The 13427-nt window shown below is 63.2% G+C and carries 14 protein-coding genes; 11 read left to right on the forward strand and 3 right to left on the reverse strand.

Annotated features, from left to right (window positions below):
* Positions 1-5 precede the first annotated feature (5 nt).
* A complete protein-coding gene (locus tag FFI16_RS09570; protein WP_138815068.1) occupies positions 6-932 on the forward strand; it encodes a FecR domain-containing protein in 927 nt (308 codons plus the stop codon).
* 152 nt (positions 933-1084) lie between these two features.
* A complete protein-coding gene (locus FFI16_RS09575; RefSeq protein WP_138815069.1) occupies positions 1085-1339 on the forward strand; it encodes a hypothetical protein in 255 nt (84 codons plus the stop codon).
* A gap of 164 nt (positions 1340-1503) precedes the next feature.
* Here FFI16_RS09575 and FFI16_RS09580 read toward each other — a convergent pair whose 3' ends face one another.
* Together FFI16_RS09580 and gspH are read right to left on the reverse strand one after the other, a co-directional pair.
* A complete protein-coding gene (locus tag FFI16_RS09580) occupies positions 1504-2115 on the reverse strand; it encodes a prepilin-type N-terminal cleavage/methylation domain-containing protein (RefSeq protein ID WP_138815070.1) in 612 nt (203 codons plus the stop codon).
* Positions 2112-2564 (reverse strand): type II secretion system minor pseudopilin GspH, encoded by a 453-nt coding sequence (gspH, locus tag FFI16_RS09585; RefSeq protein ID WP_138815071.1) that lies wholly within the window; start codon positions 2562-2564, stop codon positions 2112-2114. Before gspH ends, FFI16_RS09580 begins: the two co-directional genes overlap by 4 nt.
* Before the next feature lie 93 nt (positions 2565-2657).
* Here gspH and FFI16_RS09590 point away from each other — a divergent pair, with 93 nt between their 5' ends.
* The gene (locus FFI16_RS09590; protein WP_138815072.1) at positions 2658-3089 is read left to right on the forward strand and encodes a type II secretion system protein N; all 432 of its coding nucleotides are present in this window, start codon (positions 2658-2660) and stop codon (positions 3087-3089) included.
* On the opposite strand, the gene gspI is transcribed toward FFI16_RS09590, so the two are convergent.
* Entirely contained in the window at positions 3076-3441 is a 366-nt protein-coding gene (gene gspI, locus FFI16_RS09595; RefSeq protein ID WP_138815073.1) for a type II secretion system minor pseudopilin GspI, read from the reverse strand. The two genes, FFI16_RS09590 and gspI, sit on opposite strands and share 14 nt — an antisense overlap.
* A 148-nt stretch (positions 3442-3589) precedes the next feature.
* On the opposite strand from gspI, the gene gspG reads away from it, so the two are divergent.
* The 8 genes from gspG (at position 3590) to FFI16_RS09635 (ending at position 13201) form a co-directional block, all read left to right on the forward strand.
* Positions 3590-4039 (forward strand): type II secretion system major pseudopilin GspG, encoded by a 450-nt coding sequence (gene gspG, locus FFI16_RS09600; protein WP_017139656.1) that lies wholly within the window; start codon positions 3590-3592, stop codon positions 4037-4039.
* An 8-nt stretch (positions 4040-4047) separates the two neighbouring features.
* Positions 4048-4953, forward strand: a complete 906-nt coding sequence (gene gspK / locus FFI16_RS09605; RefSeq protein WP_178112657.1) for a type II secretion system minor pseudopilin GspK — start codon at positions 4048-4050, stop codon at positions 4951-4953.
* Entirely contained in the window at positions 4950-6035 is a 1086-nt protein-coding gene (gspL, locus tag FFI16_RS09610; RefSeq protein ID WP_138815075.1) for a type II secretion system protein GspL, read from the forward strand. The genes gspK and gspL overlap by 4 nt, the downstream gene beginning before the upstream one ends.
* Entirely contained in the window at positions 6028-6540 is a 513-nt protein-coding gene (gspM, locus tag FFI16_RS09615; protein ID WP_138815076.1) for a type II secretion system protein GspM, read from the forward strand. The genes gspL and gspM overlap by 8 nt, the downstream gene beginning before the upstream one ends.
* Complete coding sequence (gene gspD / locus FFI16_RS09620; RefSeq protein WP_138815077.1) at positions 6537-8861, forward strand: type II secretion system secretin GspD; 2325 nt, start codon at positions 6537-6539, stop codon at positions 8859-8861. The genes gspM and gspD overlap by 4 nt, the downstream gene beginning before the upstream one ends.
* 145 nt (positions 8862-9006) lie before the next feature.
* Entirely contained in the window at positions 9007-10425 is a 1419-nt protein-coding gene (gene gspE / locus FFI16_RS09625) for a type II secretion system ATPase GspE (RefSeq protein WP_138815078.1), read from the forward strand.
* Positions 10425-11636 carry a type II secretion system inner membrane protein GspF gene (gene gspF, locus FFI16_RS09630; RefSeq protein ID WP_138815079.1) on the forward strand — a complete coding sequence of 404 codons (1212 nt, stop codon included), beginning with the start codon at positions 10425-10427 and terminating at the stop codon, positions 11634-11636. The genes gspE and gspF overlap by 1 nt, the downstream gene beginning before the upstream one ends.
* Positions 11637-12034: 398 nt before the next feature.
* Positions 12035-13201: a substrate-binding domain-containing protein gene (locus FFI16_RS09635; protein ID WP_138815080.1), complete on the forward strand. Its 1167-nt coding sequence runs from the start codon at positions 12035-12037 to the stop codon at positions 13199-13201.
* Positions 13202-13427 lie beyond the last annotated feature (226 nt).

The following is a 13427-nucleotide window of genomic DNA, read 5'->3' on the forward strand; positions in this document are numbered from 1 at the left end:
CGCGCTTGAACATTTTCAGCTTCCCCTCCACTCGGCAATCGCCCGCTGACCCTGTGCATGATCAAGCCCGTGACTGGCTGCTTTTGCTGACCTCGGGCCGAGCCACCGTGGCTGATGCCAGGGCGTTGCAGGCCTGGATCGCGCAAAGCCCGGCGCATGCCCAGGCGTTCGAGCAGGCCAAGCTGTTGTGGCGGCAATTGGGCGCGGCCACCGCGCAGTCGGCGCCGTCCCGTCAGTTTGGGCGTCGTGCATTCCTGGGCGGGGCGATTGCAGCCACGGCAGCGGTGGTGATGTTGCGTGTTGGCGTGCCGGGCGGGTTTGCCGGGTTAACGGCCGACTATCACACCGAGGTGGGTGAGCAGCGCCAGGTGGTGTTCAGCGAAGGCGTCAGCTTGGAACTCAACACTCAGACGCGCATCAGCCGGGTCGGGCAGGGGCTTGAGTTGCTTGAAGGCGAAGTCGAAGTGCTTGCGCAACTGGCGCAACCGCTGAAGGTGCAGGCCGGCGAGGGCTGGGTAAGTGCGGCGCAGGCGCGCTTCAATGTGCGCAACACCGACCGCAATGTGTGCGTGACCTGTATCGAGGGTTCGCTATCGGTCGCGGTTTCCGGGCGCAGTGTGCGCTTGGAAAGTGGCCGACAACTGACGTATGGCGCGGGTGGTGTGGGCGAGCCGGTTGGGGTGGATGCGCAGTCGGTAGTCGCTTGGCGTGAGCAGGTGCTGGTGTTCAATAACGCCACGTTGGCGACGGTGGTGGATGAGATCAATCGTTATCGGCCGGGGATGTTGGTGTTGCTTAATAAAGAACTGGGGCAGCGGCGGGTGCAGGCGCGGTTCAGTTTGCAGCAACTGGCGGGCGTGGCGCTGTTGATTCGGGATGCGTATGGGGCCAAGTGTACGGAGTTGCCGGGTGGGGTGGTGTTGCTCAGCTGAGATCGTTTCCGCGCGCTGCGTAGGATTTTTTCCTCGATACCTGTAGGTGTCTTCTCGTTGTGTTTTTTCGGCCTCTTTGAACCTCTGCCCAATCACACGGGCGGTGTTTATAGTCACTGCTGGGAAAAAACACGGCAGGGAGCCGATCATTCATGAATATCCGCAAAAAGCATCTTCAGGGGCAGGCACTACAGCCAGCTTGTCTTTCACATTCGGGGCACCGCCTGCGGGTGGCGCTCAAAGCCTGCGAAATTCCTCCGACGGCGTTTGCCGAGTGGTTGCGTATTAGTCCGCAACGTTTGAACAATTGGTTTTTGCGGGGTTTGCCGGATGGGCATGTGGAGGGGTTGGCGCGTGCGTTGAGTTTGAGCAGGGAGTGGCTTGAGACGGGGGAAGGGCAGCCGTAGGTTGGGACAATGAGGTCAAACTGTGGGAGCGAGCAAGCCCGCTCCCACATATGAGGTTTGCTGTTGCTCCGGCCCTTATATTCTCGAAGTTAGCGGTCTTTTGAGCGGCGCTTTCGATCGTGATCTTGAGCTAAGGCGCCCCGTCAAACACGCTGGCCGTATCGTTATCGCAACGGCCCCAACACCTGCCGATACCGCTCCACCCCCTGCGGCGTCTGCCTGACCAGGCTGATCTCCATGCCCAAAGGATCCTCCCGCCGATTGCCACTCAACTGCCGCCAACCCTTGTCCGCCTCCCACACCCGCACCTGCACATCACTGACCCCACTCAACACCACCACCCCGCCTTTGGCCGCCGGCAGTGGAAAGCGAGCCCGCGCAGGCGCTGCCGCACGGTACAGGCTGTCGCCCTTGAGCCACCAACGCACGCGTTGCAGCCCATCGCCGGCCATCGGTGCACTGCGAATCACCTCCAGTGTAAAACCCTTGCTGTCGGAGCTGCGCACCGTCACGGCGGCCAACCCGGCAGGCTTGGCGGTGTCGTCCTCGGTGGGGCCGGGCGCACTCAGTTCCACGCTGGCGCGCAGGCTGACATCGCGTTGCAGCTGGTTCAGCGCGCGCAACAGCGCTTCACTCTGTTCGGTACTGGCTTGCAGGTGCTGGTCGGCGCGGGTCACGCTGTCGAGCCCACGCCAGGCGATCAGGCTGACCACCGCCATCAGCATGATCGCCACCATCACCTCGATCAGGGTGAAGCCTTGCTGGGATTGCTTCATGGCTGAGCCACCACGCGCATCAGCCCGGCCGCATCGCGTTGCAGGCTGAGGCGGTGCTGGCCGTCGGACAGCACCACGCGCACGGGTGGGCTGATCCATTCGGCGTCGAGTACCAGCACTCGCCCGGGTTCGATCGAGACCTGCATCGGCGTGTTTTCCCAGGGGCGCGGGCGCAGTTGGCTGTCGCCCTTGAAGGTTTCGATACCTGAACCGTCCTCACTGCGGCGGTTGAAGCCAAAGCCCTTGGCGTCGGCGCGCCAGGTGATCGGGCGCCCGTCCGCGCGGGCTTCGGCCTGGGCCACTTGCAGTAGTTGGCTGAGGCGTTCGGCGTCCTTGCGCAGCAGGTGCAGCGGGTCGGGCTTGATGGTCAGGCTGATGGCGGCACTGGCAATGCCGATGATCACCAGCACCACCATCAACTCGATCAGGGTAAAGCCTTGCTGTTTCATCGCCCGACTCCTGAACAACTGGTGAGGTTGTGAAATAAAAACGTGCGAATTGGCCTGTAGGCTAAAGGCACGCACAGACAGGAGGTCCCGCTCATGGCATTCGCTCTTCGTGTTTCGCCCGCCCACGGTGTGCAGGCGCTGGCCTTGTTGGCGGCTTTGGCCGGGGTGGCGGTGTGGACGCCGTTGCTGCTGACGTCCGCCGAGTCCCACACGCCCCAGGCCGCGCCCCAGACGCTGGCGGCGCGCAGTGACAACCCGGCGTTGCAGTGGTTTGCCACTGCGCCCTCAGCGTTGCAGGTCAAGGTTTCCGGCGTGCTCGCCGGCGCCCGTGGCGCGGTGGCGATCCTCAGCCTTAACGATGGGCCGCCGCGCAGCTTCCTGCTCGGCGAGCGCCTGAGCCCCGGTGTACGGCTGACCGCCATTGAAGGCGATGGTGTGGAGATCGAGCGCGGCGGCGAGAAGCTACGGGTCAACCTCGACAAGTTGCCGGACGCGCCTGCGTTGCCATCACTCACTCGGCCATGACCTGGGTCGCCAGGCGCGCCAACGGCGGCGCTTCGCGGCTGGCATCGAGCACCAGCAGGCTGACCTGAAACAGGCGGCCGTCGGTGTTGATGGTCTGCTCACAGCGCAGTTTGAGCCGGCCCTGGTCACAGTCGAAAGTCTTTTTGCCGCTGCGTAGCTGTCCGTCCAGCCGCAGCTCCGCCAAGCGACTTTGCCCGGCCAGCAACGCGATGGATTTGTCGCGCAGCAGGCCGTTGCTCTGGGTCATCAACCCGGCCACGCGCACGGCGGCCGCCATGGCCACAGCAATGATCGCCAGCGCCACCAGCACTTCAATCAGGGTAAAGCCTTGCTCCTTGCGGCGGCTGTACATGGCGCTCTCAAAGCCGGGAAACAGGCCCGCAGACTAGCGCCGGCAGTTGACCGATTAGCGACCAAACCTCCCGAGGATTTTCAATACGACTGACATGTGTTCTTGCAACACTGCGCCACGAAATGCACCCAAGCCAAGGAATGTCGAGATGGAAATCGCGCCCCTAACGTCCCCATTGCCAGGCCCGCGCGGCCAACGTGGCTTCACCTTGATCGAGATCATGGTGGTGGTGGTCATCCTCGGGATTCTGGCGGCGATGGTGGTGCCCAAAGTGCTCGATCGCCCCGACCAGGCACGGGCCACGGCGGCCAAGCAGGATATCGGCGGGCTGATGCAGGCGCTGAAACTCTATCGCCTCGACCACGGCAGCTACCCGAGCATGAACCAAGGCTTGAAAGTACTGGTAGAACGCCCGGCCGACGCCAAGAACAGCAACTGGCGCGCCTACCTGGAGCGCCTGCCCAACGACCCGTGGGGCAACCCTTATCACTACCTCAACCCCGGCGCCAATGGGGAGGTCGATGTGTTCTCCCTGGGTGCCGACGGCAAACCGGATGGCGACGGCGTGAATGCCGATATCGGCTCCTGGCAGTTGTAAGGCCGGCCATGAACAGGCATTCGCCCGCAGTGGCGAAGCAGCGCGGCATGGCGATTATCAGCGCCCTGCTGATCGCGGCGGTGGTGGCGGTGATTGCCGGCGCCATGCTCACGCGCCAGACCGTTTTCACCCGTAGCCTTGAGGCCGAGCAGCAGCGCGTGCAGGGCCAATGGCTGTTGCTGGGCGCGCTGGAACACAGCCGCCTGTTGCTGTGGGACGCGCGTAAAAAGGACGTGCTGACCCGCCTCGACCAGCCATGGGCACGCGCCCAGGGCGGTGTGTTCGAAGGGCGGCTGGAGGATGAACAGGGCAAGTTCAACCTGCGCAACCTGGTCAATCGCCAACAGCCCGATGACGAACAATTGCAGCACTTCGAGCGCTTGTGTCAGTTGATCGGTATCGACCCGGCCGTGAGCCGTCGCATCAGCCAGCGGGTGATCGCCTCCTATGACCAGCGCATTGTGCACAAAGGCGCGCCGGATGAGCGGCTACCGGCCAAATACCCGATGTTGCGCAGCCTCGATGACCTCAGCGCTATTGATGGCGTCGACCCGCAAATGCTGCGGCGCCTGCACGCGTTTGTCAGCGTGCTGCCCGGCAATACCTGGGTTAACGGCAATACCGCCAGCGCCGAAGTGCTTAGCGCGGTGGTGCCGCTGCTCAGTCTGTCCCAGGCCCAGGCGCTGGTGGCCGAGCGCGACAGCGGGCGCTGGTTTATCAACCGTGGCGACTTTGTTAACCGCCTGCGCATGCCCCAAGTGGCGATGGATTCGGTGCAGGTGGGCATCACCAGTGAGTGGTTCCGCTTGCAGGGCCAGGCCCGTCACGAGCAACGCCGGGTGACGATCGAGGCGTTGTTGCACCGCCCTGAAGACCGCCAGCCGCAGGTGATTTGGTCACGGGTGGGCGTATGAAACGTTTGCGTATCGGCTTGCCGCCACTCGATCAATTGACCCTCGACAGCCCCGTGAATTTTGCCTGGCTGGACCGTGGCCTGGTCATTGCCGAAGGCCGCGAAAGCCTGAAGCAGTTGGGCCAACACCGCCAGGCAGTGGATTGCTTCCTGCACCCGCGTGACAGCCTGCTGACCAGCCTGGAGTTGCCGCCACTGCCGGCTGCAAAAACCGCGGCGGCCGTGGCCTGTGCCGCGCAGGCGCTGATCCTTGGGCCAATCGATCAGATGCAAGTAGCCCACGGCCCGCGTGACAGCGACGGCCGTGTGCAGGTGGCCTGGGTGCCCAAGGCCGGGCTGGCACAACTGGGCCAGGTATTGGCGCAGGTGCCGCTCAAGCTGCGCGGCCTGTACCCGGCGCCGTATGCCTTGCCGGCAGCCACGGCGGCGCTGGACGACGGTTATTTGCTCACGCGCGATAGCCTGCACCAAGGCGCCGTGCATCCGTTGGGGCAACACGCGCTGGATCAAACACTCGATGTGCAACTGGTCGAAGCCGCCCACCGCTGGAGCGGCGCGGTGCCCGCCTGGGGCTTGCAGGGGCACCTCAATCAGCGCGCATCCGGCGGCTGGGGCAGGGCGCTGGCGTGTGCCGCGCTGGCGGTCTTCATCTGGACCGTCGGCCTGAACCTGTACGCCGCCCGCCAGGCCGAAGAAGGCCAGCGGCTGAAGGCGCTGATGAGCCAACAGGTGCGCCAGGCCTTTCCCGAACTGCCGGTGATCCTCAACCCTCTGCAGCAGGTGCGCCAGCAGTTGGCGGCGCGGCAAAGCGGCGCGGCGACAGATCCCGGCCAACGCTTTACCAGCCTGCTGCAACTGGCGGGCAGCCACATGCCGTTTATGGTCGGCAGTGTCGACAGCCTGAGCTTTGAGCAGGGTCGTTTGCACCTGGGCCTGTTGGCGGACAGCCATAGCCCGACGGCGCAAGGCGATTGGCAGGCGGCGCTGGCGGAAGCCGGTTTTGCCGCGACCCGTGATGAACAAGGCTGGACCCTGGGGCCGGCAGACAACGCCGTCACCCCGGAGGAGGACGACGATGAATAAGTGGCAGCAGGTGCGCAGCCAATTCCATGGGTTCTGGGCTGGCCTGGCGGTGCGTGAAAAACGCATGTTGGCTGGTGCCGGGCTGGTGCTGGCGGGCCTGTTGACCTGGCTGGTGCTGGTTCAGCCGGCGCTTAAAAAAATCGACTATTGGCAGGTCGAAACCCCGAAGTTGCGCTCACAGGCCGAAGCCTTGCAGGTGCTGTTGCAGGGCGTCGCGGCGCCACGTCAGGCGGATGACAATGCGCTGCGCCAAGCCCTCGATGGCGCCGGCCTGCAAGGCCATTACCAATTGCAGGCGCTGGCCCCCGGCGGCTGGCAGCTGACCTTGGAGAATGCCCCGGCTGACCGTGTGGTGGACTGGCTGCTGGGCAACCCCCGTTCGTTTTCTCTGGAAGTGTCCGAGGCGCGCTTGCAACGCGCCCAGGACGCTGTCGACAACTCGGCCGGCACTGTGTCCGGGACCGTTCGCATGGATCAGGCGCTTGGCGCTAAGGAAGCTTCATGAAGTGGTCAGTCCCCAACTCCGCGCCTTTTCGCAAGGTCGCGCCGCTGCTATTGCTGGCCCTGAGCGCGTGCAGTAACCCGCAGTCACCCAAGCCTTTGCTGGTGGACAGCGAGCTGGGCCAGCCATTGGCCGACACGCGGCGCAGCGGCGAAACCGTGCTGGATCGCCAACGCGAACCCGCGCCGGCCCCGCGCGTGCAGCACCCGCTGACCAACAGCGCCCGTGGCCACGCCCCGGCGGTGCTCAAGGCGCGCAACCCGCTGGGCGACCAGCCGGTACAGCTGAATTTTGTGGATGCCGATATCCAGGCGGTGGTGCGTGCCTTGTCGCGCGCCACCGGCCAGCAATTTCTGGTGGACCCGCGTGTAAAAGGCAACCTCACCCTGGTCAGCGAAGGCCAGGTGCCGGCGCATCAGGCCTACGACATGCTGCTGGCGGCGTTGCGCATGCAGGGTTTCAGCGTGGTGGATGTGGGTGGCGTCGCACAGGTGGTGCCGGAGGCCGATGCCAAGCTGCTCGGCGGGCCGATCTACAGCGCCGGCAGCAGCGGCATGCAGACGCGGACCTTTCGGCTGCAATATGAAAATGCGGTCAACCTGATCCCGGTGCTGCGCCCCATTGTGTCGCCGAACAACCCGATCAACGCCTACCCCGGCAACAACAGCATCGTCATCACTGACTATGCCGAAAACCTGGCGCGGGTGGCGCAGATTATCGACGGCATCGACACGCCCAGCGCCATCGACACCGATGTGGTGAAGATCCAGAACGGCATTGCCGTCGACATCGCGGCCATGGTCGCTGAATTGCTGGACACCCAGGGTGGCGACCAGACGCAAAAGATCAATGTGGTGGGCGACCCGCGTTCCAACTCGATCATCATTCGTTCCGGTAGCCCTGAGCGCACGGAGCTGGCGCGCAACCTGATCTACAAACTCGACAACGCCCAGAGCAACCCGAGCAATATGCACGTGGTGTACCTGCGCAACGCCCAGGCGGGCAAGCTGGCGCAGTCGCTGCGCGGGCTGTTGACCGGTGAGAGCGAGTCCGGGGTCAGCGATGAGGCGCGTGGCAAGCTCAGCTCCATGGGCGGCGGCTCCCAGAACAGCCAGGGCAGCACTACTCAGAACAGCAGCGGCGCGCCCACCGGCAGTGGTGTGCAACCGTCCGGCTACGGCCCGTCGAACAATTCGGGCAGCGGCGCTAACAGCAGCACGCCGAGCGATCAGAACACCGCGTTCAGCGCCGGCGGTGTGACGATCCAGGCGGACGCTACCACCAACACCTTGCTGATTTCTGCGCCCGACCCGCTGTACCGCAACCTGCGCGAAGTCATCGACATGCTCGACCAGCGCCGCGCCCAGGTGGTGATCGAAAGCCTGATCGTTGAAGTCAGCGAAGACGACGCCAGTGAGTTCGGCGTGCAATGGCAGGCCGGCAACCTCGGCGGCAAGGGCGGGTTTGGCGGTGTCAACCTGGGCGGCAGTGGATTGGTGACTACCGGCAAGACCAGCATTGATGTGTTGCCCAAGGGCCTGAATATCGGCTTGGTCAACGGCAGTGTGGATATTCCGGGCATCGGCAAGGTGCTCGACCTCAAGGTGCTGGCCCGCGCCCTCAAGAGCAAGGGTGGCACCAATGTGCTGTCCACGCCGAACCTGCTGACCCTGGACAACGAAGCCGCGAGCATTTTTGTCGGGCAGACCATTCCGTTTGTCACCGGCAGTTATGTCACCGGTGGCGGCGGCACCAGCAACAACCCGTTCCAGACCGTGCAGCGTGAAGAAGTGGGGCTCAAGTTGAACGTGCGGCCGCAGATTTCCGAGGGCGGCACGGTGAAGCTGGATATTTACCAGGAGGTCAGCAGCGTCGACACGCGCGCTTCGGTGGAGGCGGGCACGGTGACCCAGAAGCGCGCGATCGATACCAGCATTCTGCTGGATGATGGGCAGATCATGGTGCTCGGTGGGTTGCTGCAGGATGGCTACAGCCAAAGCAATGATGCGGTGCCGTGGCTGGCGGATATCCCCGGGTTAGGGGCGCTGTTTCGCAATGAAAAGCGCAGCGTGACCAAGACCAACCTGATGGTGTTTTTACGCCCCTATATTATTCGCGACAGTGGCGCGGGGCGCAGTATCACCTTGAACCGCTATGAGTTCATGCGCCGCGCCCAGGGTGGGTTACAGCCGGAGCACAGTTGGGCGCTGCCGGATGTGCAGGCGCCGCAGTTGCCTTCGGTGGAGAAGGCCATTCCCGGCGCGCAACAGCAGGGGCCAAGGGCGGTGATACGGGCGGTGCCGGTTTCGCAGGTGCGGCCGTGATCTACCTGAAGCATGAAGATCAAACTGTGGGAGCGGGCTTGCTCGCGAATGCTGTGGGTCAGTTTCAAATTGGCTGGCTGACACACCGCATTCGCGAGCAAGCCCGCTCCCACATTTGGAAAGTGTGTAGCCGAGAGTGCGGGTTATGAGTTTGCTCCCCTACGTCTGGGCCAAATCCCAGCGCATCCTCCTGCGCCCCAGCGATGAAGGCATGTTGCTGACGGTCTGCCCGTCAACCCCCGGCTGGTCGATCAGCGAGGTCCAGCGCCAGTTCGGCCAATCACGCCTGGAGCATGTGCGCGACGACGAACTCGACGGCCTGCTCACCAGCGCCTACGCCGACACCGGCAGCGCGGCGGCCGTGGTCGGCGCGGCTGAAAACGAAGTCGATCTCGACCGCCTGATGCAGGACATGCCGGAAATCACCGACCTGCTCGACACCCAGGACGGCGCGCCGGTGATCCGCATGATCAACGCCTTGCTCACCCAGGCTGCGCGCGATGAAGCCAGCGACATTCACATCGAACCCTACGAAACCCACTCCGTAGTGCGCTACCGCGTCGATGGCACCTTGCGTGACGTAGTGTCGCCACGCAAGGCACTGCATGGCGCGCTGGTGTCGCGGATCAAGATCATGGCCCAGCTCGACATTGCCGAAAAACGCCTGCCCCAGGACGGTCGTATTGCCCTGCGGGTGGCGGGTCGGCCGATTGATATTCGCGTGTCCACAGTGCCGACCGGGCATGGCGAAAGGGTGGTGATGCGCCTGCTGGACAAACAGGCCGGGCGCTTGCAGCTGGAAACCCTGGGCATGGAGCCGCAACTGCTGGCGCGCCTGGATACCTTGATCCGCCAGCCCCACGGCATCGTGCTGGTCACCGGGCCCACCGGCAGCGGCAAGACCACCAGCCTCTACGCCGCCCTGGCGCGGCTGGATGCGAGCACCAGCAATATCCTGACGGTGGAAGACCCGGTGGAATACGACTTGCCCGGCATCAGCCAGATCCAGGTCAACGCCAAGATCGACATGACCTTCGGCCTGGCACTGCGGGCGATTCTGCGCCAGGACCCGGACATCATCATGATCGGTGAGATCCGCGACCTGGAGACCGCGCAAATCGCCGTGCAAGCTTCGTTGACCGGGCATTTGGTGCTGGCCACCTTGCACACCAACGACGCGGTGTCGGCGGTCAACCGCTTGATCGACATGGGCGTCGAACCGTTCCTGCTGGCCTCGTCACTCTTGGGCGTATTGGCCCAGCGCCTGGTGCGACGCCTGTGCCCGCACTGCAAGCAGCAAGACCCGGCGGCGCCCGGCACCTGGCGGCCGGTGGGGTGCGCGCAGTGCAACCAGATCGGTTACAGCGGGCGTACCGGTATCCATGAATTGTTCTGCGTTGATGACGCTGTGCGCGGCCTTATCCACCAAGGCGCAGGCGAGCAGGATTTGCGCCTGGCTGCACGTCGCGCCGGTATGTTCAGCATGCGCGAGGATGGCGAGCGCTGGGTACGCAGCGGCGCCACCGCACCCGAAGAAATCCTGCGCGTGACACGGGACGCCTGATGAATCGTTATCGCTATGAGGCCGCCGACGCCAGCGGCAAAATCGAAGCCGGGTATGTGGAAGCCGACAGCCAGAGCGCGGCGTTTGCCAACTTGCGCAGCCGTGGCTTGACCGCGTTATTGGTGCAGATTGAGGGCAATCAACCGGTGGCCGGCGGCGCCAGTATCTTCACGCCCAAACTCTCGGATAACGACCTGGCCTGGGCCACCCGGCAGTTGGCGAGCTTGCTGGGCGCCAGCCTGCCGTTGGAGGCAGCGCTGAGTGCCACGGTAGAGCAGGCCGAGAAAAAACATATCGCACAGACCCTCGCGGCCGTGCGCGGCGATGTGCGTGGCGGCATGCGCCTGGCGGACGCCCTGGCGGCGCGGCCACGGGACTTCCCGTCGATCTACCGTGCCTTGATCGCAGCGGGGGAGGAGTCCGGCGACCTGGCCCAGGTGATGGAGCGCCTGGCCGATTACATCGAGGAGCGTAACAACCTGCGCGGCAAGATCATGACGGCGTTCATCTACCCCGGCGTGGTTGGGTTGGTGTCCATCGGCATTGTGATTTTCCTCTTGAGTTATGTGGTGCCGCAGGTGGTCAGCGCGTTTTCCCAGGCGCGCCAGGACCTGCCGGGGCTGACCCTGGCGATGCTCAATGCCAGTGACTTTATCCGCGCCTGGGGCTGGTTGTGTTTTGCTGCGATTGTCGGTGGGTTCTGGGGCTGGCGCCTTTACCTGCGCAACCCGCTGGCACGCTTGAACTGGCACAGCCGGGTGCTGCGCTTGCCGCTGATCGGGCGCTTTGTGTTGGGGCTCAATACTGCGCGGTTTGCGTCGACCCTGGCGATTCTCGGTGGCGCAGGGGTGCCGTTGTTGCGGGCACTGGAGGCGGCGCGCCAGACCTTGTCCAATGACCGCCTCAGTCAGTGTGTCAACGATGCCACGGCCAAGGTTCGCGAGGGCGTTAACCTGGCGCCTGCTCTGGCGGTGGAAAAGGTCTTCCCGCCGGTGCTGATTCACCTGATCGCCAGCGGCGAAAAAACCGGCTCGCTGCCGCCGATGCTTGAGCGTGCGGCGCAGACCTTGTCCCGCGATATCGAACGCCGGGCAATGGGCATGACGGCGTTGCTGGAGCCGCTGATGATCGTGGTGATGGGCGCGGTGGTGCTGGTGATTGTGATGGCGGTGTTGTTGCCGATCATAGAGATCAACCAGCTGGTGACCTAGTGCCTGACAAAACACAGTCAAAAAGAATTGTGATTATCAAAAAAATCTGTTCACGAACGCCGCAACCCGATTCGGTAACTCCAACCTCGGGTTCCTCATTCCGTCACATCCAGGCCCCTGCGACACAGCCCGCACCGCGTCCAGTCAAACCCCGCTGAAACCTCGCTGTCACTTGCCCCGAAACCACTCAAAAGCATGACCAAAACACCCGAGAATCTTTCGTAAAATCAAGCGCTTCCTCCCGAGGTTTTTTCCTTTTGCTGTCATCGGATACTGCGAAATTTCCTACCCATGGCCTCAACCCTCGCCACCCCCGGAACACGGCTTGGGACCGAAGCCATAGCGTCATGCAAGAGCCATCTACCCAAACGTACAAACACGACGAAAGGAGATTCTTCATGTTTAAGCGCACTATGATCGCAGCCTCTTTGGTAGTTGCAGCACTGGCTTCCGCCCAATCCATGGCCGCAGTGGTCGGTGGCGGTGCCACCCTGCCGGAAAAACTCTACGGCACCACCACCGGTACCGGCATCCTCGCTTCTTCCATCCCGGGTTTTAATGCCTACATCGGCGTTGGCAGTGGCGACGGCAAGAAAGCGTTCTTCGGCAACGATTCGACCAAGCTGAAACTGGCCGCCGGCATCAACGTGGACTATGCCGGTAGTGACTCGATCGTCAGCGCTGCCGAATTGGCGGCTTACAACGCCGACACCGTAAAGGGTAAAGCCGCCTTCGGTGCGCTGATCCAAGTCCCGGCAGCAGCCACTTCGGTGACTGTGCCTTATCACATCAATGGCAAAACCTCGCTCAAGCTCACCAGTGTTCAACTGGCCAACATCTTCGCTGGTGTGACCAAAAACTGGAATGAGGTGCTGTTCGACGGCGTTGCCGGCCCGAACCTGCCAATCAAAGTGGTGTACCGCACCGAAACCAGCGGTACTACCGAAATCCTGACCACACACCTCAAGGCCGTCAGCGGTACGTTGTTGCCTGCTGCCAGCAATAGCTTTGCAACCGCTGTCGGTTTTAACCCAGCCGTCAACCCACCGGCCGGCACTAATTACATCGGCGTGGTTGGCAGCCAGGGCGTTGCTGCCGCCGTTGCCGATGCCAACAACAATGGTGCCATCGGCTACGTCAGCCCAGACTACGCACAGTTCAACGACGCCTCGGCTGTTGCTTCGATCAACGGCGCTCTGCCGACCGAAGTCAACGTGCAAGTCACCCTCGATACCGTTGCGCCACCTGCCTTGGGCAGCAACGATGCCAAGGATCCGTTGAAGTGGGTTCCGACCTTCGCCAACCCGACCGCAGGCTACCCGATCGTGGGCTACACCAACCTGGTCTTCAGCCAGTGCTACAAAGACACGACTGACACCGCGCGTATCCGCGTGTTCTTGAACCGTCACTACACCGGCGTGAACAACGCGGCCGTCAGCAGCCACTCGTTCATCCCGCTGTCCGCCACTTGGCAGAAAGCTGTCTACGACAACTTCTACGCCACCACCAGCGCCTTGCGCCTGGGCGACACCAACACCTGCAACGGTATTGGCCGTCCGCTGTAAGCCCCGTCTCGACAGGGTTTGCCCCACAACCGGTAATGACTTCGCGTCATTGCCGGTTTTTTCGTTTCCTCGCCCAACCAGCCAGTTGAACTGCACTGCGTGAACATTGTGTGACAACAGTTCGGTCGCACGCCCTGGCAACCGCCTTAAGCAATAACCCCGACACGTGGCCGCGCAGTGTTTGCGTGCCCGTCGTTCGCCTGCCCCGTCAAAAGGACCTGTAAGT

Origin of the sequence: Pseudomonas sp. KBS0710, from assembly GCF_005938045.2 — a bacterium.
Taxonomy (GTDB): domain Bacteria; phylum Pseudomonadota; class Gammaproteobacteria; order Pseudomonadales; family Pseudomonadaceae; genus Aquipseudomonas.

Coding starts and splice junctions, on each gene's coding strand:
- FFI16_RS09575 (WP_138815069.1), top strand. CDS start 1,085: ATGAATATCCGCAAAAAGCATCTTCAGGGGCAGGCACTACAGCCAGCT.
- FFI16_RS09580 (WP_138815070.1), bottom strand. CDS start 2,115: ATGAAGCAATCCCAGCAAGGCTTCACCCTGATCGAGGTGATGGTGGCG.
- gspH (WP_138815071.1), bottom strand. CDS start 2,564: ATGAAACAGCAAGGCTTTACCCTGATCGAGTTGATGGTGGTGCTGGTG.
- FFI16_RS09590 (WP_138815072.1), top strand. CDS start 2,658: ATGGCATTCGCTCTTCGTGTTTCGCCCGCCCACGGTGTGCAGGCGCTG.
- gspI (WP_138815073.1), bottom strand. CDS start 3,441: ATGTACAGCCGCCGCAAGGAGCAAGGCTTTACCCTGATTGAAGTGCTG.
- gspG (WP_017139656.1), top strand. CDS start 3,590: ATGGAAATCGCGCCCCTAACGTCCCCATTGCCAGGCCCGCGCGGCCAA.
- gspK (WP_178112657.1), top strand. CDS start 4,048: ATGAACAGGCATTCGCCCGCAGTGGCGAAGCAGCGCGGCATGGCGATT.
- gspL (WP_138815075.1), top strand. CDS start 4,950: ATGAAACGTTTGCGTATCGGCTTGCCGCCACTCGATCAATTGACCCTC.
- gspM (WP_138815076.1), top strand. CDS start 6,028: ATGAATAAGTGGCAGCAGGTGCGCAGCCAATTCCATGGGTTCTGGGCT.
- gspD (WP_138815077.1), top strand. CDS start 6,537: ATGAAGTGGTCAGTCCCCAACTCCGCGCCTTTTCGCAAGGTCGCGCCG.
- gspE (WP_138815078.1), top strand. CDS start 9,007: ATGAGTTTGCTCCCCTACGTCTGGGCCAAATCCCAGCGCATCCTCCTG.
- gspF (WP_138815079.1), top strand. CDS start 10,425: ATGAATCGTTATCGCTATGAGGCCGCCGACGCCAGCGGCAAAATCGAA.
- FFI16_RS09635 (WP_138815080.1), top strand. CDS start 12,035: ATGTTTAAGCGCACTATGATCGCAGCCTCTTTGGTAGTTGCAGCACTG.